Genomic DNA, 19,913 nt, shown 5'->3' on the forward strand with positions numbered 1-19,913 from the left:
CTTCATCCATGAAAACATTCGCCACCGCCACTTTGTTGTGCTTCACAGCCGTATGGGCACAAGCGCAAGAAGTGGGGCAAGTGATCTCCCGCACCGCCGTTTACCAACAAGTGGCGGTGCCACGCCAGACCTGCACGCAAAACGCACCTCAGCCCCCCACGCCAACATCAGGGGGTGGCGCCATCGTGGGTGCGATCGCCGGGGGATTGATCGGCAGCCAGTTGGGTGGCCGCGACAGCCAAGGCATCGCCACCATGGCTGGAGTGATTGGTGGTGCCGTGTTGGGCAACAAAGTCGAGGGACAAGGCAACCCACCGCCACCTCAAACCACATGCACCACGCAAACGGTGTACGAAAACCGCCCGATTGGCTACAACGTGGTCTATGAATATGCGGGCAAACAATACAACGTGCAATTGCCACAAGACCCCGGCCCCACCATTCCGCTGCAAGTCACGCCCATGAGCGCCCCCAGATCGGGCGCAGCAGCCGATGTGGTGGTGGCCACTGCCACAGTCCCCACCACCGTGATCAACGAATCCCGCGTGGTCTATGTGCCCACCCCGGTCTACCGCAGTTACCCACCTGTTTACACCAGCGTCAACCTGGGCTGGGGCTGGAACGGCGGCCTGCGCCACGGTCACTGGCGCTGAAAGCACTGCACACCAGTCTCGGGGCCGACTGGCCGTCTGCCCTAAAATGGGGGCTTGATTTGACACAAAGGGCGTCTGAAGACGCCTTTTTCACAGCTGCGGGACCATCCCGCCCCAGGAAGCACCACCCATGACCACCGAAAAAATCGACGGCGTCTCCGTCAACACCCAAGCCAATGTTTACTTTGACGGCAAATGCGTCAGCCACGGCCTGACCCTGGCCGACGGCACCAAACTGTCGGTCGGCGTGATCCTGCCGGCCACCCTGACCTTCAACACCGGCGCACCCGAAATCATGGAATGCGTGGCCGGTTATTGCGAATACAAACTCGATGGCAGCAGCGAATGGGTCAAGTCCAGCGCGGGCGAAGAGTTCAACGTGCCTGGAAACTCCAAGTTCGAGATCCGCGTGACCGAGCCCTACCACTACATCTGCCACTTCGGTTGATCGGATTCAGAACATGAGCACCATCTTGCAAAACCTGCCCAAAGGGCAAAAAGTCGGCATCGCCTTCTCCGGCGGCCTGGACACCTCCGCAGCCCTCTTGTGGATGAAGCAAAAGGGCGCCCTGCCCTACGCCTACACCGCCAACCTGGGTCAGCCTGACGAAGCCGACTACAACGAGATTCCACGCAAGGCGATGGAATACGGCGCCGAAAAAGCCCGCTTGGTCGACTGCCGCACCCAACTGGCACACGAAGGCATTGCCGCCATCCAGTGCGGCGCTTTCCACATCAGCACCGGCGGCATCACCTACTTCAACACCACCCCGCTGGGCCGTGCCGTGACCGGCACCATGCTGGTGGCCGCGATGAAGGAAGACGACGTCAACATCTGGGGCGACGGCTCCACCTTCAAAGGCAACGACATCGAGCGCTTTTACCGCTACGGTTTGCTGACCAACCCGAGCCTGAAGATCTACAAGCCCTGGCTTGACCAGCTGTTCATCGACGAGTTGGGTGGCCGCGCCGAAATGAGCGCCTTCATGACCGCCAACGGCTTTGGCTACAAGATGAGCGCCGAAAAGGCCTACTCCACCGACAGCAACATGCTGGGCGCGACCCACGAAGCCAAAGACCTGGAAAGCCTGCAAAGCGGCATGAAGATCGTCAACCCCATCATGGGTGTGGCGTTCTGGAAGCCCGAAGTCGAAGTGAAAGCCGAAGAAGTGAGCGTGCGCTTTGAAGAAGGCATGCCCGTGGCCCTGAATGGCGTGGAATACGCCGACCCGGTCGAGCTGTTCCTCAAGGCCAACGAAATCGGTGGCCGTCACGGCCTGGGCATGAGCGACCAGATCGAAAACCGCATCATCGAAGCCAAGAGCCGCGGCATCTACGAAGCCCCCGGCATGGCATTGCTGCACATTGCCTACGAGCGTTTGGTCACCGGCATTCACAACGAAGACACCATCGAGCAGTACCGCATCAACGGCCTGCGCTTGGGCCGCTTGCTGTACCAAGGCCGTTGGTTCGACCCGCAGTCCATCATGCTGCGCGAAACTGCCCAGCGCTGGGTGGCCCGCGCCGTGACCGGCACCGTGACGCTGGAACTGCGCCGTGGCAACGATTACAGCATCCTGAACACCGAAAGCGCCAACCTGACTTATCAGCCAGAACGCCTGAGCATGGAAAAAGTGGAAGACGCGCCGTTCAGCCCGCTCGACCGCATCGGCCAGCTGACCATGCGCAACCTCGACATCGTGGACACCCGCGCCAAGCTGGGCATCTACGCGCACGCTGGATTGCTGTCGGTGGGCGAAGGCCCCCACATCTACAAGTTGGATGGCAGCGGCAAGAAGTGATGCTTGTTGAGCATTAATGAAAAACGGCCTTCGGGCCGTTTTTTGTTGTGTGCTTGGTTTTGTGGGTGTTTTCCGCCTTGGCGCGGGTGCCTGCCGGCTCACCTCATAACTCGCTTCGCTCGCCAAATCGGTGAGTCCGGCAGGCACCCGCACCAAGGCTGCATCCGTTGAAACACAAGCGGGTATTGAGGTCTCTGGCAGCGCAGCGCCGGATTGGGGCCTGAGCGGATCGGCCGATTTGGCGAGCGAAGCGAGTGATGAAGACGACCGCTCAGGCCCCAATCCGGCGCGGAACCGGAGCGAAGTACCCATGACACAAAACGTAAACATCCGCCAAAAAACTCAAATCACCACAGGTTCAGGCTCCAGCCGAATCCCGAACCGCTCATACACACTGGTCTGAATCGCCTTGGCCAGGGTCATCACTTCGCCCCCAGTACAGGGGTTTTCGCGCCCGCCTTTGTTGACCAGCACCAGCGCCTGCTTTTCATACACCCCGGCGTGGCCCACGGTCTTGCCTTTCCAGCCGCAAGCGTCGATCAGCCAGCCTGCGGCCAATTTGATGCTGCCGTCGGGCATGGGGTAGTGCACCACTTTCGGGTCGCGGGCGATGATGTCGGCACACTGCTCGGGGGTCACGGTGGGGTTCTTGAAGAAACTGCCCGCGTTGCCGATTACCTGTGGATCGGGCAGTTTGGCGCGGCGGATCGCCACCACCCAGTCAAAAATCTGCCGGGCATCGGGGTTGTGGATGCCCGTCTCGGCCATCTTGCGCTCCAAATCGAGGTAGCCCAACTCAGGCTTCCAGCGTTTGGCCAGCGCAAAGCGCACCCGCAAAATCACCGCTCGGCCAGCCAAGCCCAAACCGTCGGGGCCACCCGATGCGTGCTTGAACACCGAATCTCGGTAGCTGAAGCCACACTGCGCCGCATTCAGACTGAACAGCTCGCCGCTGAACATGTCCATCGCGTCGAGCGAGTCGAAGCGGTCTTGCAGCTCCACGCCGTAAGCCCCGATGTTTTGCACGGGCGATGCGCCCACAGTGCCAGGGATCAAGGCCATGTTTTCCAGGCCGGGGTAGCCGTTGTCGAGTGACCAAGCCACCAAGTCGTGCCAGCTTTCACCGGCACCGGCCTCGATCACCCAGTGTTTGTCGGTCTCAGAGGCCAGGCGCAAGCCGGGCACCTCGACCTTGAGCACCAGCGCCTTGACGTCGCCCGTCAAAACAATGTTGCTGCCGCCGCCCAACACTTGCCGGGGCAAGGTGGCCAATTGCGGGTCGGCCAGCACGGCCAAGAGGTCGGCTTCAGAGTGCACCCGCACCAAAGCCTGGGCCTTGGCGGCGATGCCGAACGTGTTGTACGGCTGCAGGGGGACATTTTTCTCCAGGTTCATGGGAGAATTGTCGCATTCTCAACCTCGGATTTTTTCTGCCATGCCCTCGTTTGATACCGTTTGCGAACCCAATATGGTCGAAGTGCGCAACGCCGTTGACACTTCCGCCAAAGAAATCGGCACCCGCTTTGACTTCAAAGGCACCTCCGCCAACATTGAACTCAAGGACAAAGAGATCACGATGTTCGGCGATGCCGAGTTTCAACTGACGCAGGTCGAAGACATCCTGCGCAACAAACTGACCAAGCGCAACGTGGATGTGCGATTTCTGGACATTGGCAAAGTCGAAAAAATCGGCGGCGACAAGGTCAAGCAGGTGATCAAGGTGAAAAACGGCATTGAGACCGAAGACGCCAAAAAGATCACCAAGCTGATCAAGGAAAGCAAAATCAAAGTCCAGGCGTCCATTCAGGGCGATGCCGTGCGTGTGACTGGCACTAAGCGTGACGATCTGCAAGCGGCCATGGCCGTGCTGCGCAAAGACATGCCCGATCTGCCCCTGTCGTTCGACAACTTCAGGGATTGATGGCGCGGGGCATCATGCCCTCGCTTGTGGCTATCGCGCAGCTCAAGGCCACACAGCCCCTGCTTTCACCCTGACTTGATGGGGCTGAGCCTTTGATCGCCGTGGATACCCGGTCAAGCCGGGTATGACGCATCCGTCAGCAATAAGCGCCCCCGAGCACCACCACCACCACAACTCTACGGCCCCATGCGCAAGGACTTTGCCACAGGAAGCCCCACCAACAGCTCAGGCAGGGTCGTCCAGAAAGCCGCCCGAGCGCAATGTGATCACCAAGGTATCGCGCCAGCCGCCTTGTTGCTCCGGCTGGATCGGGGTGGTTTCGTGGATCACTCGGCTGTCGTCCAGCAGCAGCAATGACCAAGGCTCGGCCAATGTGAAGCGCTGGCCCCGTGGGCTGTCCATGTCGAACACCCGGGTTTCGCCGCCTTTGATGCCGTGGCGGCCCACCAAAAACACCGCCACCCAGTTCACTCCATCGCGGTGCGCGCCTTCGGGCGTGGGGCGACCAATGCCGTCGGTGGTGTCGATGCGAAACTGGTGCGCCTCAGTGAACCAGGTTTGATCGCCCTGTGCAGCAGAGGCCACACGGGCCAACCAAGCCAACAATTTTTGCCACGCATCTTTTTGCGCCACCTCGGGTGCCATGGGGTCAAACCAGCGCTGCATGCCGCCGTGCAAGGCGTTGTACGACACGGGCTGCCAATGGGCGCGGTGCGGCATGGCCAGGGCCTTGTCGGCCGTGACCTCAAAACTGGCATGACGGCGGCGGCGGTAGCGCCCACCGTCCTTGAGGTACTGGTCGGGCGGCAAATCGTTCCAGCTCGGTTCCAGTGCTTGCAAGGACTCTATCGAAACGCCAGACAAAGCGCACACACTGGCAGAACCCAAGACCGCAAACCCCTGATCGGCCAAAGTAGCACTCAGCAGGTCGGGTGATGTCAACGGGGGCGGCAATAACTGTTGGGGCATGAAGGGTCTCGGGTTTAAGCGTAACGCTGGCTGGCCAGCTTGGCACCTTCAGCCAGTGCCTTGAGCTTGGCTTCAGCCACGGCGCGACTCATGGGAGCCAGGCCGCAGTTGGTGCAGGCAATGAGTCGGTTCTTGGGCACGAACTGCAAGGCGCGGCCAATGGTGTCGGCGATTTCTTCAGGCGTTTCGATGGCCGGGTTAGCCACATCGATCACCCCCACCATCACGTCTTTGCCTTCCAGCAGTTTCATCATCTCCATCGGCACATGCGAGTGCATGCACTCGAGGCTGACTTGCTGGATGCTGCTCTTGGCCAAGGCCGGGAACACCTTTTCATACTGACGCCACTCTTGGCCCAAGGTCTCTTTCCATTTGTTGTTGGCTTCGATGCCATAGCCATAGCAAATGTGGACCGCCGTGGTGCAGGTCAGGCCCCGCGCGGCAACCTCCAGCGCCTTCACGCCCCAGTCAGCGGCCTCGTCCATGTAGACGTTGAAGGCGGGTTCGTCGAACTGGATGATGTCGACGCCATCGGCCTGCAAGGCCAGCGCTTCTTGGTTCAACAGCTCGGCAAAGGCCATGGCCATCTTGACCTTGTCGCCATAAAAGCGGTCGGCCACGGTGTCCACAATCGTCATCGGACCTGGCAAGGTGAATTTGAGTTTCTTTTGCGTGTGGGCGCGGGCCAACTGGGCCTCGAAGGCGTGCACACGGCCTTTGAGGCGCAGCGGCGCGATGACCTGGGGCACCTGCGCGTCGTAACGGTTGTTGCGGATGCCCATGGTGACCTTGTTGACAAAGTCGATGCCCTCAACCTGCTCGACAAAGCCGTGCACAAAGTGCTGGCGGGCCTGCTCGCCGTCACCGATCACGTCAAGGCCTGCGTCTTCTTGCGCCTTGATCCACAACAGCGTGGCATCGGCTTTGGCTTGTTGCAGCTCAGGGCCTTGGGTGGTCCACTGGGGCCAGAGTTTTTCGGTCTCGGCCAGCCAGGCGGGTTTGGGCAAGCTGCCAGCAATCGCGGTGGTAAACATGTCAAAAATCCTTGGGTTAAAAAATCAATGCTCAGCAGTTTGCCGCAAGGGCGAATTCTTGGGCGAGCAGCTCGTAAGAACGCATTTGGGCCGCAGGGTCATGCGTCCAGGTGATGAGCACCAGTTCATCGACCTGCAGCCGCGCAGCCAGTTGGCGCAACTTGTGCCCTAAAGTGGCTGCCGAACCGATGAGCGCAGAGTCACGCAAGCGCGCCAGTGCCAACTGCTCGGCAGGGCTGTATTCACGCGCTGCTGCTTCAGGTGGCAAGAGTGGCCCGATGCGGCCCTGGTTGCGGTCCAGCTTCCAGCGGGCGCGGCTCTCGAACAGGCGCAGCGCTTCCTCGTCTGTCTCAGCAGCCAAAGCCCAAACGCACACGGTAGCGGCGGGCTTTTGCAGTGACGCACTGGGGCGAAAGGTGTCGCGGTAAATCTGCAGCGCTTCGTCAGCGCCCTGCCCGTCGGTGATGAAGTAGGCAAACGCATAGGGCAAGCCCAAATGGCCAGCCAATTGGGCGCCGTAGTCAGAGCTGCCCAGCATCCATACCGCGGGCGCGGTGTCCGACTGAGGGTAGGCATACACGTTGTGTCCGGGGTGGTTTGCGGGCAGGTTTTGCCCATTCACCCAAGCTTGCAGTTCCATCACCTGCTGGGGAAAACGCTCGGACGCGTTGCGGTCTGGGTTGAGCAATTGCGCTGTACGGCCGTCGCTGCCGGGCGCTCGCCCCACCCCCAGATCGATGCGCCCGGGCGCCAGCGCGTCGAGTACGCGAAACTGTTCGGCCACCTTGAGGGCCGAATAATGCGGCAGCATGACGCCCGCGCTGCCCAAGCGAATGCGCTGCGTGCGTGCGGCGATTGCGGCCATCAAGACCTCAGGGGCGGAACCCACGATGCTGGGGTGGCTGTGGTGTTCGCTCACCCAAAAGCGGTGGTAGCCCCAGGCCTCAGCTTGTTGGGCCAACGCCAGCGTCTGGCGAATGGTCGCGTCTTGCCCGCGCCCGGAGGCTGCAGCGGATTGGTCAAGGATGGAAAGTTTCAGGCTCATTCAGGTTTTGTATGGGTGTCCAAGGCCGCCATTTCGGCCTCTTGCAGCGCCCGCCACATCACCTTGCCGCTGCCGCTCTTGGGCAAAGCATCGACAAAGCTCACAGCGCGGGGCATTTTATAAACCGCCATGTTCTCACGGCACCAGTCGATGATGTCTTGCGCGCTGACTTGGCCTTTGTGGTCCTGCCGCAAAACCACCACCGCTTTGACTGATTCGCCCCGATAGGCATCCCGCGTGGCGATGATGCAGGCTTCTTGGATGGCCGGGTGGCGGAACATCAAGGCCTCGACCTCGGCGGGCCAGACCTTGAAGCCACTGGCATTGATCATGCGTTTGAGTCGGTCGGTCATGAAGAAGTACCCCTCTTCATCGACCCGCCCCATGTCGCCCGAACGGAAAAAGCGCTGGCCATCAAGCTCAAAGAACGCGGCCGCCGTGGCCTCGGGGCGCTTCCAGTAGCCCTTAAACACCTGTGGGCCGCTGATCACGATTTCCCCCGACTCACCCACAGGCAACTCGGCCAAGGTCTCGGGGTCCACGATGCGAGACTCGACGCTCATGAAAGGGACGCCCAAACACTGCTTTTTGGGGGCATCGGGCGGATTGGTGTGCGAAGGAGCCGCCGTTTCGGTCAGGCCATAGCCCTCGACATAACGCAGCCCAAACTGGTCAAGCAAACGCTGGGCCACAGCTTCAGGCATGGCCGCACCGCCACCGCCGATGTAGACCAGACTACTCAGGTCATAGCGACCCATGTGCGGGCTGCCCAGCAAGTCGATCACCATCGTCGGGATGTTGGTCCAGTGCGTCACACGCCATTTAGAGATCAAATGCCCGGCCACATCGCGGTCCCATCGCGGCATGATCACCAAACTGGACCCCAACAAGATGTTGGTGTGCATCACGCTCACCATGCCGGTGATGTGGAACATGGGCACCACGCACAACGTCACGTTTTCGGGTGTGCCACTGCCCCACAGGCCACTGGCCATCGCGTTGTGCATGAGGGTGCCGTGGGTGTGCATGCAGCCTTTGGGCAGACCCGTGGTGCCGCTGGTGTAAGGCAGCACCGCCAAATCATCCGTGCCAGCCATGACCGCAGGCAACTGCGCTGTTGAGGGCGCAGCCATCAGCGCATGCCAGGCATGGGCTTGGCCCGACGCCATGATCGGCAACGCACGCACAGGCAACAGCCAGGCACGCCAGGCATCAGGCAGATCTTCGGGGCCAACGGCGGCGGGATCAAACGCATCGGTAAATTGCGTCACGACCAGATGCTGCAAGCGTTGCTCTGGCGGCAGCGCATCGCTGGCTTGTGCCAAATCTGGGGCCAAATCTGCGGTGGTCACCGCCACTCGGGTGTCAGGGTCGGTGATGTAGTGCTTCAACTCTTCGGCACGGTTCATCGGGTTGACCGGCACCACCACCGCATCCAGCCGCAAAATCGCGAAATGGGTGATCACCAACTGCGGGCAATTTTGCATGTCGAGCACCACACGGTCACCCGTTTTGACGCCGATTGCGGCCAACTGCTTGGCCATTTGTTCGGCGCTCGACACCAAGTCTTGAAACGTCCAGACACGCCCCATGAACACCAAGGCGGCTTTGTTCGGGTATCGCAGAGCGCTGATGGCCAGATTCATCCAAAGCGATGTCGCGGGCGCGGTGATCTTGGCTGGCAAACGCGCGGGCCAAACAGCAGCATGTGCGGGCATCAGCCGTCTCCTGTAATGATGTTGTGCTGCATGTTAATCGCCACGCGCACTTGAGGCTGGCGTGAGATTGTCACTGGGGGGACCAAACCGGGCGGCTGAAGACGGGTGCAATAAGGTGTTTTTAAGGGAAAACACCAACTATTTAGCATTTTTTGCCTTTTAGTACTCTATTCAACAAATTTTAAGAGTGTTTTAAGATTATTTTTTGCGTTTTTATTACTAAAATGAGCAACCATGCAAACAAACACCACACCTGACACTCCCGAAGACTATTGCGGCACCACTTATGCAGCCAAATTATTGGGGCTGTCGGTCGGTACGATCCAGACTTTGGTCGAAAAGAACGAGCTACAAGCCTGGAAAACGCAAGGAGGCCATCGTCGGATTTCGATGCCCTCCATTCGCGAATACCAGCGAAAGCACAACATGCTGACCATCCAAAACGAGCCGCGTGACAACCGGCTGCGTGTCTTGTTGGTCGAGGACGATGCCGTTACCCGCGAAATGCTGCGTGGTTACTGCAACCGATCCAGCATGCCGGTTGATTGCATGGCCATGTCTTCTGGGCTGGAAGCATTGATCGATATCTCCAGCATCAAACCGGACGTTCTGATCACCGATCTCGACATGCCCGGTGTAGACGGGTTCGAATTGCTGCGCACCTTGCGTCAAAATTCGCAGTTCAGTCGAATGACCACGCTGGTATTGTCAGCACTGACACCCGAAGAAATTGAAACCAGAGGCGGCTTGCCAGAAGGCACGATCTTCATGGCCAAACCCATCAACATGGATTGGTTCAATGGATTTTTCACCGCATTCATGGCTGGCAGGTACATCGACCTGCATGCGCCAGACGGCGTCACACAGGTTTGACCCCGCCCCCCCGGGGGGCATGACCGTCAGCGCAAAGGAATCGTGAGTAGCTGGATCACAGACGTGGTGTCAGGGCGCACACCTCGCCACCAGGCAAACGCCTCAGCGGCTTGCTCGGCCAGCATGCCCACGCCATCGGCCAAGCGCGTCACGCCAGACTCGCTGGCCAGCTTCAGAAATGGCGTAAGACCTTTTCCGTAGGTCAGGTCATAAGCAAGACACCCCGGGGCAAACACACTGGCAGGCAGGGGCGGCAACTCGGCGGTTAAGCTCGACGATGTGGCGTTGAGCACCACGTCAAAAGCCTGCCCTTGCAAAGCGGCGTAGCCCAGACCTTGCACGGGCACCGAGGCCGTCTGGTGCTTCTGGGCCAAAGTGGCCAAGGTCTCGGCCTTGGCGAGCGTGCGGTTGACAATCACCAGCTCGGCGGGCTCTTCGGCCAACAAAGGCAGCAAAGCGCCACGTGTGGCACCGCCCGCACCCAAAATCAACACCCGCCGACCTTTCAGCGGACACGCCAAGTTGTGCAACAGATCGCGCACCAAGCCCACGCCATCAAAATTTTCGGCATAGACCTTGCCACCTTCGAACTTCATGGCATTGACGGCACCGGCCATCTGCGCACTGGGCGCGAGATCGGTGGCATAGGCAAAGGCGTCCAACTTGAAAGGCGCCGTCACATTCATGCCACGGCCACCCGACGTGCGAAACGCGTCCACCACCTCGGCAAAGCCGCCCAAAGGGGCCAACAGCTTGGTGTATTCGATGTCTTGCCCAGTCACTTGGGCGAAAGCGGTGTGGATGAGCGGCGACTTGCTCTGCTCAATGGGGTTGCCGATGACGGCGTAACGGTCTGTCATGAAAAAAGGTTCCGGCTATCTGGACTGTGATCTTATCGCCTGGGCATGCAGACAAACTGACGGGCTTGACCGATGCCACACTTGGGGCGCTGCGCCCACCGGCGCGTTGATGGCGCAGCCAGGGCCTGACGTGCAGCACTCAATGACCTGGCTCAGTGCCGCCCCACCAGCCGGTGCACAAAAAAACCCAACACCGCCACACCCGCCGCAGCCAGACTGAAGGCATGCGGTAGCCAGCCACGATCGACGCTCTCGGCCATGAGCAGCACACCGCTGGACTGGCCAAAGAACAGCAGGCAGGCAAACAACGTGACTGCGGTGCCACGCGATGCGGGGGCCATTTGGGTGGCCTGAACCTGCAAGGTGTTGTGCAGCATGTAAAAGCCAAAACCAGCTGCAAAACAGCCCAACATGCCCAAAGCGGGCTGATGCGCCCAAGCCAGCGTGAGCAAACCCAGCACAATGCTGGCAGCTCCAGCTCTGACCAACCCGCGCTCACCGCCCAGCCAGCCCAGCCAACGGCGCGCCAGCTGGCTGTAGAGCAAACCACCCACGCCGTACAGCATCATGACCGAGCCCGCAAAGACCACGCTCATGTCGAACTGCTGGTGCAAGTGGGTGGGAATGAAAGCCATCGAACCAAACACCAGGGCACCTTCGATGGCCGTGACGGTCAAGACATGGCGCACACGCACCACTCTCAGCATCTGGAAAGTGTTGGCAAAAGACGCCATGACACTGGGCGCTGCGGCAAGCAAAACGGGTGCAGGGGTGCTGCGCAACTTGCGCCACAACATGAACGCGGCCGTGGCAAAAAGTGCCGACACCGCCGCAAAGGCATTGCGCCAGCCCAGGTGCTCGGCTGCAAAGCCGCCAAACCACAGACCGACCATCATGCCGCTGACGGTGTAGCCCATCAACTTGGCCAAGGTTTCTTGCCTGCGGTCATAGGCCACCTGATCGCCAATCCAGGCCATCGACAAGGGGATGATGCCCGCCGCTGCAGCGCCCATGAGACCGCGCATGACCACCAGCAGCTTCAGGTCTGAAGCCATGCTGGTGATGGCACTGAACACGGCGCATGCGAGCACGGCCAAAGCAATGACGCGCAACTTGCCAAATCGGTCGCCCAGAGGACCATAAAACAACTGCAGTACGCCATAAGCTACTGCAAAAGACGACACCACGCGCGAGGCCTCGCCCGTGGTGACCTGAAACTCCTGACCCAGCACCACCAGCATCGGATCGCACAAGCGCATCGAAGCCATGCTGGCAAAACCTGCCAGGCCCATCACGCGCAAGCTGCTGCGCTCAGTTTGCGCTGGGGTCATCGATCAGCTGTTCAGCTGTTGCTCCAGATCGTGCAAGACCTGGTAGCAAGGCAAGACCTGTGCAATGCTCGAATTGGGCTCACGGCCTTCCTTGATCGCGGCAAAAAACTCACGGTCTTGCAGCTCGATGCCGTTCATCGACACGGCCACTTGTGACACATCGATCTTTTCTTCCTTGCCGGTAAACAAGTCGTCATAGCGGGCCAAATAAGTGCCGGTGTCGCCGATGTAGCGGAAGTAGGTGCCCAGAGGGCCATCGTTGTTGAAGCTGAGCGACAAAGTGCAGATCGCGCCATTGGCGGCCTGGAGCTGGATACTCATGTCCATGGCAATCCCCAAAGCGGGGTGGATCGGGCCTTGCACCGCATTGGCTTTAACGATGGGACTGCCGCACTGGTAGGCGAACAGGTCCACCGTGTGGGCAGCGTGGTGCCACAGCAGGTGGTCTGTCCAGCTGCGGGCTTGGCCCAGCGCATTCATGTTGGTACGGCGAAAGAAGTAGGTCTGCACATCCATCTGCTGGATGTTGAACTCTCCGGCCTTGATCTTGTGGTTGACCCACTGGTGGCTGGGGTTGAAGCGGCGGGTATGGCCCACCATGGCCACCAGGCCGGATTCTTTTTGCACACGCAGGACTTCTTGGCCCTCCTTGTACACGTCACACAGCGGGATTTCGACCTGCACATGCTTGCCCGCCTTCAGGCAAGCCAGGGTCTGGCTGGCGTGCATCTGGGTGGGCGTGCACAGAATCACGGCGTCAACTTCTTTCAAAGCCAGCGACTCTTCAAGATCGGTTGTGGCGTGCGCAATGCCATATTGCGCAGCGACTTCCTTGGTTTTTTCAATGTCCCGGCTGATCAGCGAGACGACTTCCACGCCATCGATGTTCTTGATGCCGTCCAGGTGTTTGATGCCAAAGGCACCCGCGCCCGCCAGGGCGACTTTGATGGTTTTGCTCATGCTTTTCTCCAATAGGGGGTTTGACAATGGCTTGTCACCCCGGACTTGATACAGGGTCGATGCATTCATGCATGCCCAGATTCGCGGGGATGACCATTCAGTTCAACTGTTTTCCAGAATCGCGTGCCCCACCGCCGTGTTGCTGGCGGGCACATGATAAAAGCGGTGGCGCAATTTAGGCGCAGGGCCTATCACTTTGCCATCCTGGATGTCGCTCATCGCGCCACGGGCGATCAGCCACATGACCAGCTCGATGCCCTCACTGCCGGCTTCGCGCACGTAGTCGATGTGCGGTGTGGCTGCAGCCGCCACCGGATCGTTGATCAACTGGTCCAACCAGGCGTTGTCCCACTCGCGGTTGATCAGGCCCGCACGCGCACCTTGCAGCTGGTGGCTCATGCCGCCCGTGCCCCAGATGTGCACGTTGATGTCTTCGTCGTAACTCTCCACCGCCTTGCGGATGGCTTGCCCTAAGTTGAAGCAGCGCTGGCCGCTGGGCACGGGGTACTGCACCACGTTGACCGCAAAGGGGATCACCGGGCAAGGCCAAGCATCCTTCACCGGATCCAGCTCGCCGCACATCAAAGACAGCGGCACCGTCAGGCCGTGGTCGACGTCCATCTTGTTGACGATGGTCAAGTCAAAGTCTTGCTGAATGACCGACTGCGCGATGTGCGAAGCCAACTCGGGATGACCTTTGACCACGGGCACAGGGCGTGGGCCCCAGCCTTCATCGGCGGGCGTGAACTCGGCGGCGGTGCCGATGGCAAAAGTCGGGATCATGTCCAGACTGAACGCCGTAGCGTGGTCGTTGTAGACCAAAAAAATGACATCGGGCTTGTTGTCCTTCATCCATTGCTTGGAGAAGTCATAGCCCGCAAAAACGGGTTTCCAGTAGTCTTCTTGCGTTTTACCCAAATCCATGGCGGCGCCAATGGCGGGCACATGCGAGGTGAAAACAGAGGCGGTGATTTTGGCCATGTTCAGTTTCCTTTCTTGGCGTCTGCGAGGGCCGATTGAGCCGCTGCGTGAATCTGCTGACCGGCGGCGCCTTGGGGCTGGTTGTGCGCCTGCGCATCGCCGTTTTCGCCAATGTAGCGATTGCCTTCTGCGCTGCGACCACCGTTGATCATCATGTTGCGGTATTCCTCTTCGGTCATGCCGGTCATCGAGCCCGCCATCTGCTGGAAACTCTTGCCGTCGGTTGAACCAATCTTGGCGAGAAAATAAATGTTGCCACCCGTGCGCATGCACCAGTTCAGGTCGCGGGCCAGCACCGCCTGCTTTTGCTCTTCGGTCATTTGCCACTCATCCACATAAGCGCGTTCGTCGGCCTTGAACCGTTCGCGGTTTTCGGCTTTCATGAGGGACATGCAGAACTGGTTGATCCAGTAGCCTTTGCGGGACTGCTCGGCATCAAAAATGATGGTGCCGGGCACGTCTTTGTAGGGTTTGTCTAAAGCCATATCGAGTTCCTTTCAGTTTCTGTTCAGCAAAGCAACGCTGTTGTCTGTGTCATCGTTTCGTCTCTCTGTCATTTTCGAGAGTGCGGAAATTCATGCCTTTAAAACCAAGGACCCACGCCTTCGCAAGGAGGACAACCCCACGGCAATGGATGCCTGTTTTTACAAGAATGGCCCAGCACTCAGTGGATGCCCGCTGTCACGGAGATGAGGGATAAAGACTCAGACCCCCTCTTCGGGCCAATACAAGCGCATCGGGTTGTCCACCAGCAGCTTCTTTTGCAGCTCGGCAGTTGGCGCGATGTGCGGGATGAAGTTCACCAACAGGCCGTCATCGGGCATGTGGTCTTTCAGGTTGGGGTGTGGCCAGTCGGTGCCCCAGAGTACGCGATCCGAGAACTCTTCGACGATGCGCTTGGCAAACGGGATCACGTCTTTGTAGGCGCCCGACTCCAAGTCTTTCTCGCCATTCAAAGCCTTGGGGCCAGTCACCGACAAACGCTCTGGGCAAGACACTTTGCTCCACACGTTTTTGTGCTCGCGCATGAACTTTTGAAACAACGCAAACTGCGGGCCGTCCACGGGCAGCGACACATCGGGGCGGCCCATGTGGTCCACCACCACGGTGGTGGGCAAAGCGGTGAAAAAGTCCCACAGCTCGGGCAAGTCCACGGCTTCAAAGTAAATCACCACATGCCAGCCCCATTGGGCAATGCGGCCTGCAATCTCCATCAGTTCGTCTTTGGGTGTGAAATCCACCAGACGCTTAACGAAGTTGAAGCGCACACCGCGCACACCGGCGTCGTGCATGGCCTGGATTTCTTCGTCCGTCACGCTGCGCTTGACCGTGGCCACGCCACGCGCTTTGCCGCCTGAGTTGAGCAGTGCATCGACCATGGCGCGGTTGTCAGCGCCGTGGCAGGTGGCTTGCACCACCACGTTGCGCTCAAACCCCAGGTGGTCACGCAGTGCGTACAGCTGGTGCTTGCTGGCATCGCAAGGCGTGTATTTGCGCTCGGGCGCATAGGGAAACTCGGCACCGGGTCCAAAGACGTGGCAGTGCGCATCCACCGCACCTGCGGGCACTTTGAAGGCCGGCTTGCTCGGACCGTTGTACCAGTCCATCCAGCCAGCGGTTTTGGTGAAATCACCTGTTGTGGGTTTGCTCATCTTCGCTCCTTCGTGAACGGACAAGAGGCTGCACAGCCTCTTGTCCTTTGTGTCGTTGCAGGTTGATCAATCGATGTACTTCAGACCCGCTGCCGCCAAGGGCTCGCGCATCTTGTACATGTCCAGGCCCAGCACGCCAGAGGCGAGCTTGGCGCGTTTTTCGCCTTCGAAGCTTTCGCGCTTTTGGGCGGCATCCAAGGTCTTGGCGGCCAAGTGGGCAGGCACGCACACCACGCCGTCGTCATCGGCCACGATCACATCACCGGGCTGCACGATCATGCCGGCACACACCACAGGCACGTTGACCGAACCCAAGGTGGCCTTGATCGTGCCTTTGCTAGAGATGGCTTTGCTCCAGACCGGGAAATTCATTTTTTGCAGCTCTTTCACATCGCGCACACCGGCATCGATGATCAAGGCGCGGGCACCCCGAGCCTGAAACGAGGTGGCCAACAGGTCACCAAAATAGCCATCGGTGCATTCAGCAGTCACTGCCGCCACCACGATGTCACCTGGCTGAATCTGCTCAGCGGCCACATGCATCATCCAGTTGTCGCCCGGTTGCAGCAGCACGGTCACGGCGGTGCCCGACACTTGCACGCCCGGATAGACGGGGCGCATATAGGGTTTCATGAGACCGACACGGCCCATGGCTTCGTGCACCGTGGCCGAGCCCAAAGCGGCCAAGCCGTCAGCGGTTGCGCGGTCTGCGCGGGTGATGTTGCGGTAAACAACGCCGAGTTCGTACATGGTTTTCTCCTGATTCAAATTTAGGCGATCACGCCAGAAAAACGCGTATTGGGCACGCATCCTGTGTTTGTCATCCCCAAGAAGGCGGGGATCGAGGGGCATAGATGCCCGATCAAGTCGGGCATGACAACAGGGCAGCAGAGCGACAAAACGAGGTGACTGACAAGATCTTGCTCACTGGCCCTTGGCCGTCAACTGGTCGTCCAGGCGCTTGAACACGCGGCGGGCGTTGCCCTCAAACACCATGTAACGCTCTTGGTCGTTCAGGTTGGCCGTGGCTTGCACATAGCGCTTGGTGTCGTCAAAGTAGTGGCCGGTTTCGGGGTCGATGCCGCGCACCGCGCCGATCATTTCAGACGCGAACAAAATGTTCTTGACCGGGATGACCTTGGTCAGCAAATCAATGCCCGGCTGGTGGTAAACGCAGGTGTCAAAGAAGATGTTGTTCAGCAGGTGCTCAGACAGCAAGGGCTTTTTGAGTTCTTGCGCCAAACCGCGGAAACGGCCCCAGTGGTAAGGCACTGCGCCGCCGCCGTGCGGGATCAAGAATTTCAGCGTCGGAAAGTCTTTGAACAAGTCGCTGGTCAGGCACTGCATGAAGGCGGTGGTGTCGGCGTTCAGGTAGTGCGCGCCGGTGGTGTGAAAGCAGCTGTTGCAGCTGGTGCTCACGTGGATCATCGCGGGGATGTCGTACTCGACCATCTTTTCATAAATGGGGTACCAGGCTTTGTCGGACAAGGGTGGCGATGTCCAATGGCCGCCCGACGGATCGGGGTTGAGGTTGATGCCGACGTTGCCGTATTGCTCAACGCACTTGACCAGCTCGGGGATGCAGGTGGCCGGGTCCACACCGGGCGACTGGGGCAGCATGGCCGCAGGCACAAAGTGGTCGGGAAAGAGTTGCGCCACGCGGTAGCACAGCTCGTTGCAAATCGCCGCCCAGGTGGACGAGACATTGAAATCGCCAATGTGGTGGGCCATGAAGCTGGCGCGGGGGCTGAAGATGGTGATGTCCGATCCGCGCTCTTTCATCTTGGCCAGTTGGTTGGTTTCGATGGTTTCGCGCAGTTCGTCGTCGCTGATTTTCAGCTCGGACACTTTGGGGCTGATGCTGGGGTCCTTGATGCCCGCGATCTGGCGGTTGCGCCAGTCTTCGAGCGCCTTGGGCGCGGTGGTGTAGTGACCGTGCACGTCAATGATCAAGGGCTTGGTTTGGCTCATGTCGGATTCCTCGGTAGATGGCATTTTTTGGGTCGACGGCTGCAGCTCGCTGGCTTGAGCCTCGGCCTGGTTTTCGGGGCACAGATCTTCGGGGCTCAAGCCAGCGATCTGCAAGATTTCAAGCGCAGATTGTGCAGGCTCACTCGGCCAAAACCCAGCACCCGTCCCCACTACCAGCTAGAACAAATTCGCATAACCAAGCCGTGGATATGACAAAATCATGGCAACGGAAAGAATGCCCATGGACCTCAAACAACTTGAATACTTTGTGCGCGTGGCCGAACTGGGCAGTTTCACCCGCGCCGCGCAGGCCTTGAACGTCGCCCAGCCCGCGCTCAGCCGCCAGGTGCGCCTGCTGGAGGTGGAGCTGCGGCAAAACCTGCTGGTCCGCAATGGCCGGGGCGCCACCCCCACGCAAGCCGGGCAGTTGTTGCTGGAGCACGGGCGAGGCATCTTGCACCAGGTCGAGCGTGCCCGCGAAGAGCTGGGTCGGGTGCGCACCGGCCTGACGGGACGTGTGGCCTTGGGCCTGCCGCCCAGTGTGGCGCGGGTGCTCACCGTGCCATTGACGCGGGCGTTCCGCCAAAAGATGCCAGAAGCCCAACTGTCCATCAGCGAAGGCCTGTCGAGTGCGATGCAAGAAAACCTGCAAAACGGACGCCTGGACATCGCCGTGCTCTACAACCCGAGCCAAGTGCCCGGCATCGAACACCGGCCCTTGGTGCAAGAAGAATTGCTGCTGGTGCAACCACGCCCACCAGGCCTGCAAGAAGACCCTCCTCCACCGCCCATTCGCTTGCAAGACGTTGCCGGACTGCCATTGGTGATTCCCACCCGGCCCAACGCGATCCGCATGCATGTCGAGTCAGAAATGGCCGCCATTGGCTGCCGCCCGCAGATTGCATTGGAGATTGACGGCGTGAGCGCCATCCTGGACTTGGTGGCCGATGGCGCAGGCTACGCCATCTTGTCACGCAACGCCGTCATGCGATCGGTGCGGCCCTCGGCGTTTTCGGTGCGGCAGGTGTCAGCGCCAGCGCTGACCATTCAACTGACCACGGCTGTCAGCTCTTTGCGGCCCACCACCTTGACCCAGCAGGCTACATTGACCTTGATTGACGAGATGGCCCGTGAATGGCTCACCCCGCACTGAAACCGGCTCAGAAGGGGTAGAGCCGCATCACCCACAACAAAGCACTGAGCGTGAAAAACGACACCACGGTGGTCACCAGCAAGGAAGCGGCACTGATGGCACCGTGCCCATGGCGCTGGCTCAAGATGGTGTAGATGCCCAGCATGGGCAAGGCCCCGGTCAGCAAGGCGGCTGAGCGCAGAGCCGGATCGGCGATCGGCACCAGCCACACCAACACCACCCACATGGCCAGTGGATGCAAGAACAATTTACCGAAGGCGATTTGCGACACCGTGCCCCGCAGGCCGTCGGCCTTCAAGCCCACCAGCGATCCGCCGATCACAAACAGCGACAAGGCCGCACTGGCCTGTGCAAACAAATTGACCGTGCGGCCCAGGGGTGCGGGCATGGCCCAGCCTGAAAGTGAGAACAAAAACCCGCCCACGATGCCCCAGATCATGGGGTTCTTGGCCAGGTTCTTCAGGGTTTGCCACAGCACCTGCTTCCACTGACCGGGATGGCCGCCGTCTGCGTCAGCCACCGCCAACAAAAAGGGAATCATCAACAGGTTCTCGACCACCATGTTCAGCGCCAGCGCCACCCCGGCCACCGGGCCGAAAGTGAGCAACATGATCGGATAACCCACAAAGCCGCTGTTGGGGCAAGACATGCCCATGGCCATCATGCTGCTGTAGCTCAGGCTGTGGCCTTTGACTTTGCGAGCCCAAAACAGCCCGCCCAGAATCACCCCCATCGAGCCCAGCGCATAGGCCAGCAGGTAGTGGGCATTGAGGATCTCACCGATGCTGCGCTGCGACAGCGCATTGAACAGCAGCGCAGGCAAGGCCAAATTGAGGGTGAACTTGCCAAACACCTGCATGTCGGCTTTGGCGAACACCCCTTGTCGGGTGAACACATAGCCCAGCGCAATGGCCAGGTAAATGGGGCCGGTGATGCCCAGAATTTCCAGAGTTGAGTTCATCGTGGTGTGTGTGAACGCGATCAGGCAAG

General features: G+C 59.7%; 20 protein-coding genes. 6 read left to right on the forward strand and 14 right to left on the reverse strand.

The window, feature by feature from the left end; all coding sequences use genetic code 11:
• Window positions 1–8 precede the first annotated feature (8 nt).
• The 3 genes from ACZ5RG_RS08770 (at window position 9) to argG (ending at window position 2,455) form a co-directional block, all read left to right on the forward strand.
• Entirely contained in the window at window positions 9–653 is a 645-nt protein-coding gene (locus tag ACZ5RG_RS08770; RefSeq protein WP_464446852.1) for a glycine zipper 2TM domain-containing protein, read from the forward strand.
• Window positions 654–783: 130 nt separating this feature from the next.
• On the forward strand, window positions 784–1,101 hold the full coding sequence (gene ppnP, locus ACZ5RG_RS08775) for a pyrimidine/purine nucleoside phosphorylase (protein ID WP_298598986.1): 318 nt from the start codon (window positions 784–786) through the stop codon (window positions 1,099–1,101).
• Between the two features lie 13 nt (window positions 1,102–1,114).
• Window positions 1,115–2,455 (forward strand): argininosuccinate synthase, encoded by a 1,341-nt coding sequence (gene argG, locus ACZ5RG_RS08780; RefSeq protein ID WP_298598989.1) that lies wholly within the window; start codon window positions 1,115–1,117, stop codon window positions 2,453–2,455.
• Window positions 2,456–2,797: 342 nt separating this feature from the next.
• On the opposite strand, the gene murB is transcribed toward argG, so the two are convergent.
• Window positions 2,798–3,850 (reverse strand): UDP-N-acetylmuramate dehydrogenase, encoded by a 1,053-nt coding sequence (murB, locus tag ACZ5RG_RS08785; RefSeq protein WP_464446853.1) that lies wholly within the window; start codon window positions 3,848–3,850, stop codon window positions 2,798–2,800.
• Window positions 3,851–3,890: 40 nt separating this feature from the next.
• On the opposite strand from murB, the gene ACZ5RG_RS08790 reads away from it, so the two are divergent.
• Window positions 3,891–4,376, forward strand: a complete 486-nt coding sequence (locus ACZ5RG_RS08790) for a YajQ family cyclic di-GMP-binding protein (RefSeq protein ID WP_019430282.1) — start codon at window positions 3,891–3,893, stop codon at window positions 4,374–4,376.
• A 225-nt stretch (window positions 4,377–4,601) separates the two neighbouring features.
• Here the strand turns inward: ACZ5RG_RS08790 and ACZ5RG_RS08795 are convergent, their stop codons facing one another.
• From ACZ5RG_RS08795 to ACZ5RG_RS08810, 4 genes are read right to left on the reverse strand one after another with little or no spacing between them, the layout of a single operon-like run.
• Window positions 4,602–5,345 carry a 2OG-Fe dioxygenase family protein gene (locus tag ACZ5RG_RS08795; protein ID WP_312261858.1) on the reverse strand — a complete coding sequence of 248 codons (744 nt, stop codon included), beginning with the start codon at window positions 5,343–5,345 and terminating at the stop codon, window positions 4,602–4,604.
• A gap of 14 nt (window positions 5,346–5,359) precedes the next feature.
• The gene (locus tag ACZ5RG_RS08800; RefSeq protein WP_298598450.1) at window positions 5,360–6,379 is read right to left on the reverse strand and encodes a methionine synthase; all 1,020 of its coding nucleotides are present in this window, start codon (window positions 6,377–6,379) and stop codon (window positions 5,360–5,362) included.
• A gap of 31 nt (window positions 6,380–6,410) precedes the next feature.
• Window positions 6,411–7,424: an LLM class flavin-dependent oxidoreductase gene (locus ACZ5RG_RS08805; protein ID WP_464446854.1), complete on the reverse strand. Its 1,014-nt coding sequence runs from the start codon at window positions 7,422–7,424 to the stop codon at window positions 6,411–6,413.
• A complete protein-coding gene (locus tag ACZ5RG_RS08810) occupies window positions 7,421–9,142 on the reverse strand; it encodes a long-chain fatty acid--CoA ligase (RefSeq protein ID WP_464446855.1) in 1,722 nt (573 codons plus the stop codon). The genes ACZ5RG_RS08805 and ACZ5RG_RS08810 overlap by 4 nt, the downstream gene beginning before the upstream one ends.
• 234 nt (window positions 9,143–9,376) lie before the next feature.
• On the opposite strand from ACZ5RG_RS08810, the gene ACZ5RG_RS08815 reads away from it, so the two are divergent.
• Complete coding sequence (locus ACZ5RG_RS08815) at window positions 9,377–10,015, forward strand: response regulator (RefSeq protein ID WP_298598457.1); 639 nt, start codon at window positions 9,377–9,379, stop codon at window positions 10,013–10,015.
• Window positions 10,016–10,041: 26 nt separating this feature from the next.
• Here ACZ5RG_RS08815 and aroE read toward each other — a convergent pair whose 3' ends face one another.
• From aroE to ACZ5RG_RS08855, 8 genes are all read right to left on the reverse strand, one after another.
• A complete protein-coding gene (aroE, locus tag ACZ5RG_RS08820; RefSeq protein WP_298598459.1) occupies window positions 10,042–10,875 on the reverse strand; it encodes a shikimate dehydrogenase in 834 nt (277 codons plus the stop codon).
• A gap of 152 nt (window positions 10,876–11,027) precedes the next feature.
• Complete coding sequence (locus ACZ5RG_RS08825) at window positions 11,028–12,206, reverse strand: MFS transporter (protein ID WP_464446856.1); 1,179 nt, start codon at window positions 12,204–12,206, stop codon at window positions 11,028–11,030.
• A 3-nt stretch (window positions 12,207–12,209) separates the two neighbouring features.
• Window positions 12,210–13,166 carry a Gfo/Idh/MocA family oxidoreductase gene (locus tag ACZ5RG_RS08830; protein ID WP_298598464.1) on the reverse strand — a complete coding sequence of 319 codons (957 nt, stop codon included), beginning with the start codon at window positions 13,164–13,166 and terminating at the stop codon, window positions 12,210–12,212.
• Between the two features lie 102 nt (window positions 13,167–13,268).
• A complete protein-coding gene (locus ACZ5RG_RS08835) occupies window positions 13,269–14,147 on the reverse strand; it encodes a class III extradiol dioxygenase subunit beta (protein ID WP_464446857.1) in 879 nt (292 codons plus the stop codon).
• Between the two features lie 2 nt (window positions 14,148–14,149).
• Entirely contained in the window at window positions 14,150–14,632 is a 483-nt protein-coding gene (gene ligA, locus ACZ5RG_RS08840; RefSeq protein WP_298598470.1) for a protocatechuate 4,5-dioxygenase subunit alpha, read from the reverse strand.
• 219 nt (window positions 14,633–14,851) lie between these two features.
• A complete protein-coding gene (locus ACZ5RG_RS08845; RefSeq protein WP_464446858.1) occupies window positions 14,852–15,799 on the reverse strand; it encodes an amidohydrolase family protein in 948 nt (315 codons plus the stop codon).
• A 66-nt stretch (window positions 15,800–15,865) separates the two neighbouring features.
• Complete coding sequence (ligK, locus tag ACZ5RG_RS08850; RefSeq protein ID WP_464446859.1) at window positions 15,866–16,549, reverse strand: 4-carboxy-4-hydroxy-2-oxoadipate aldolase/oxaloacetate decarboxylase; 684 nt, start codon at window positions 16,547–16,549, stop codon at window positions 15,866–15,868.
• Window positions 16,550–16,723: 174 nt separating this feature from the next.
• On the reverse strand, window positions 16,724–17,752 hold the full coding sequence (locus ACZ5RG_RS08855; RefSeq protein WP_298598534.1) for an amidohydrolase family protein: 1,029 nt from the start codon (window positions 17,750–17,752) through the stop codon (window positions 16,724–16,726).
• A gap of 259 nt (window positions 17,753–18,011) precedes the next feature.
• Here ACZ5RG_RS08855 and ACZ5RG_RS08860 point away from each other — a divergent pair, with 259 nt between their 5' ends.
• Window positions 18,012–18,923 (forward strand): LysR substrate-binding domain-containing protein, encoded by a 912-nt coding sequence (locus ACZ5RG_RS08860; RefSeq protein WP_298598479.1) that lies wholly within the window; start codon window positions 18,012–18,014, stop codon window positions 18,921–18,923.
• A gap of 7 nt (window positions 18,924–18,930) precedes the next feature.
• Here ACZ5RG_RS08860 and ACZ5RG_RS08865 read toward each other — a convergent pair whose 3' ends face one another.
• Window positions 18,931–19,884, reverse strand: a complete 954-nt coding sequence (locus ACZ5RG_RS08865; RefSeq protein WP_464446860.1) for an AEC family transporter — start codon at window positions 19,882–19,884, stop codon at window positions 18,931–18,933.
• Between the last annotated feature and the right edge of the window lie 29 nt (window positions 19,885–19,913).

Source organism: Limnohabitans sp. TEGF005 (assembly GCF_055394835.1).

What these genes read in the sequence shown, in the direction of transcription:
- ACZ5RG_RS08835 (WP_464446857.1), bottom strand. Translation starts at nt 14,147, where the DNA reads ATGGCCAAAATCACCGCCTCTGTTTTCACCTCGCATGTGCCCGCCATT.
- ACZ5RG_RS08825 (WP_464446856.1), bottom strand. Translation starts at nt 12,206, where the DNA reads ATGACCCCAGCGCAAACTGAGCGCAGCAGCTTGCGCGTGATGGGCCTG.
- ACZ5RG_RS08865 (WP_464446860.1), bottom strand. Translation starts at nt 19,884, where the DNA reads ATGAACTCAACTCTGGAAATTCTGGGCATCACCGGCCCCATTTACCTG.
- ACZ5RG_RS08810 (WP_464446855.1), bottom strand. Translation starts at nt 9,142, where the DNA reads ATGCCCGCACATGCTGCTGTTTGGCCCGCGCGTTTGCCAGCCAAGATC.
- ACZ5RG_RS08795 (WP_312261858.1), bottom strand. Translation starts at nt 5,345, where the DNA reads ATGCCCCAACAGTTATTGCCGCCCCCGTTGACATCACCCGACCTGCTG.
- argG (WP_298598989.1), top strand. Translation starts at nt 1,115, where the DNA reads ATGAGCACCATCTTGCAAAACCTGCCCAAAGGGCAAAAAGTCGGCATC.
- aroE (WP_298598459.1), bottom strand. Translation starts at nt 10,875, where the DNA reads ATGACAGACCGTTACGCCGTCATCGGCAACCCCATTGAGCAGAGCAAG.
- ligA (WP_298598470.1), bottom strand. Translation starts at nt 14,632, where the DNA reads ATGGCTTTAGACAAACCCTACAAAGACGTGCCCGGCACCATCATTTTT.
- ACZ5RG_RS08790 (WP_019430282.1), top strand. Translation starts at nt 3,891, where the DNA reads ATGCCCTCGTTTGATACCGTTTGCGAACCCAATATGGTCGAAGTGCGC.
- ACZ5RG_RS08800 (WP_298598450.1), bottom strand. Translation starts at nt 6,379, where the DNA reads ATGTTTACCACCGCGATTGCTGGCAGCTTGCCCAAACCCGCCTGGCTG.
- ligK (WP_464446859.1), bottom strand. Translation starts at nt 16,549, where the DNA reads ATGTACGAACTCGGCGTTGTTTACCGCAACATCACCCGCGCAGACCGC.
- ACZ5RG_RS08815 (WP_298598457.1), top strand. Translation starts at nt 9,377, where the DNA reads ATGCAAACAAACACCACACCTGACACTCCCGAAGACTATTGCGGCACC.
- murB (WP_464446853.1), bottom strand. Translation starts at nt 3,850, where the DNA reads ATGAACCTGGAGAAAAATGTCCCCCTGCAGCCGTACAACACGTTCGGC.
- ACZ5RG_RS08860 (WP_298598479.1), top strand. Translation starts at nt 18,012, where the DNA reads ATGGACCTCAAACAACTTGAATACTTTGTGCGCGTGGCCGAACTGGGC.
- ACZ5RG_RS08805 (WP_464446854.1), bottom strand. Translation starts at nt 7,424, where the DNA reads ATGAGCCTGAAACTTTCCATCCTTGACCAATCCGCTGCAGCCTCCGGG.
- ACZ5RG_RS08845 (WP_464446858.1), bottom strand. Translation starts at nt 15,799, where the DNA reads ATGAGCAAACCCACAACAGGTGATTTCACCAAAACCGCTGGCTGGATG.
- ppnP (WP_298598986.1), top strand. Translation starts at nt 784, where the DNA reads ATGACCACCGAAAAAATCGACGGCGTCTCCGTCAACACCCAAGCCAAT.
- ACZ5RG_RS08830 (WP_298598464.1), bottom strand. Translation starts at nt 13,166, where the DNA reads ATGAGCAAAACCATCAAAGTCGCCCTGGCGGGCGCGGGTGCCTTTGGC.
- ACZ5RG_RS08770 (WP_464446852.1), top strand. Translation starts at nt 9, where the DNA reads ATGAAAACATTCGCCACCGCCACTTTGTTGTGCTTCACAGCCGTATGG.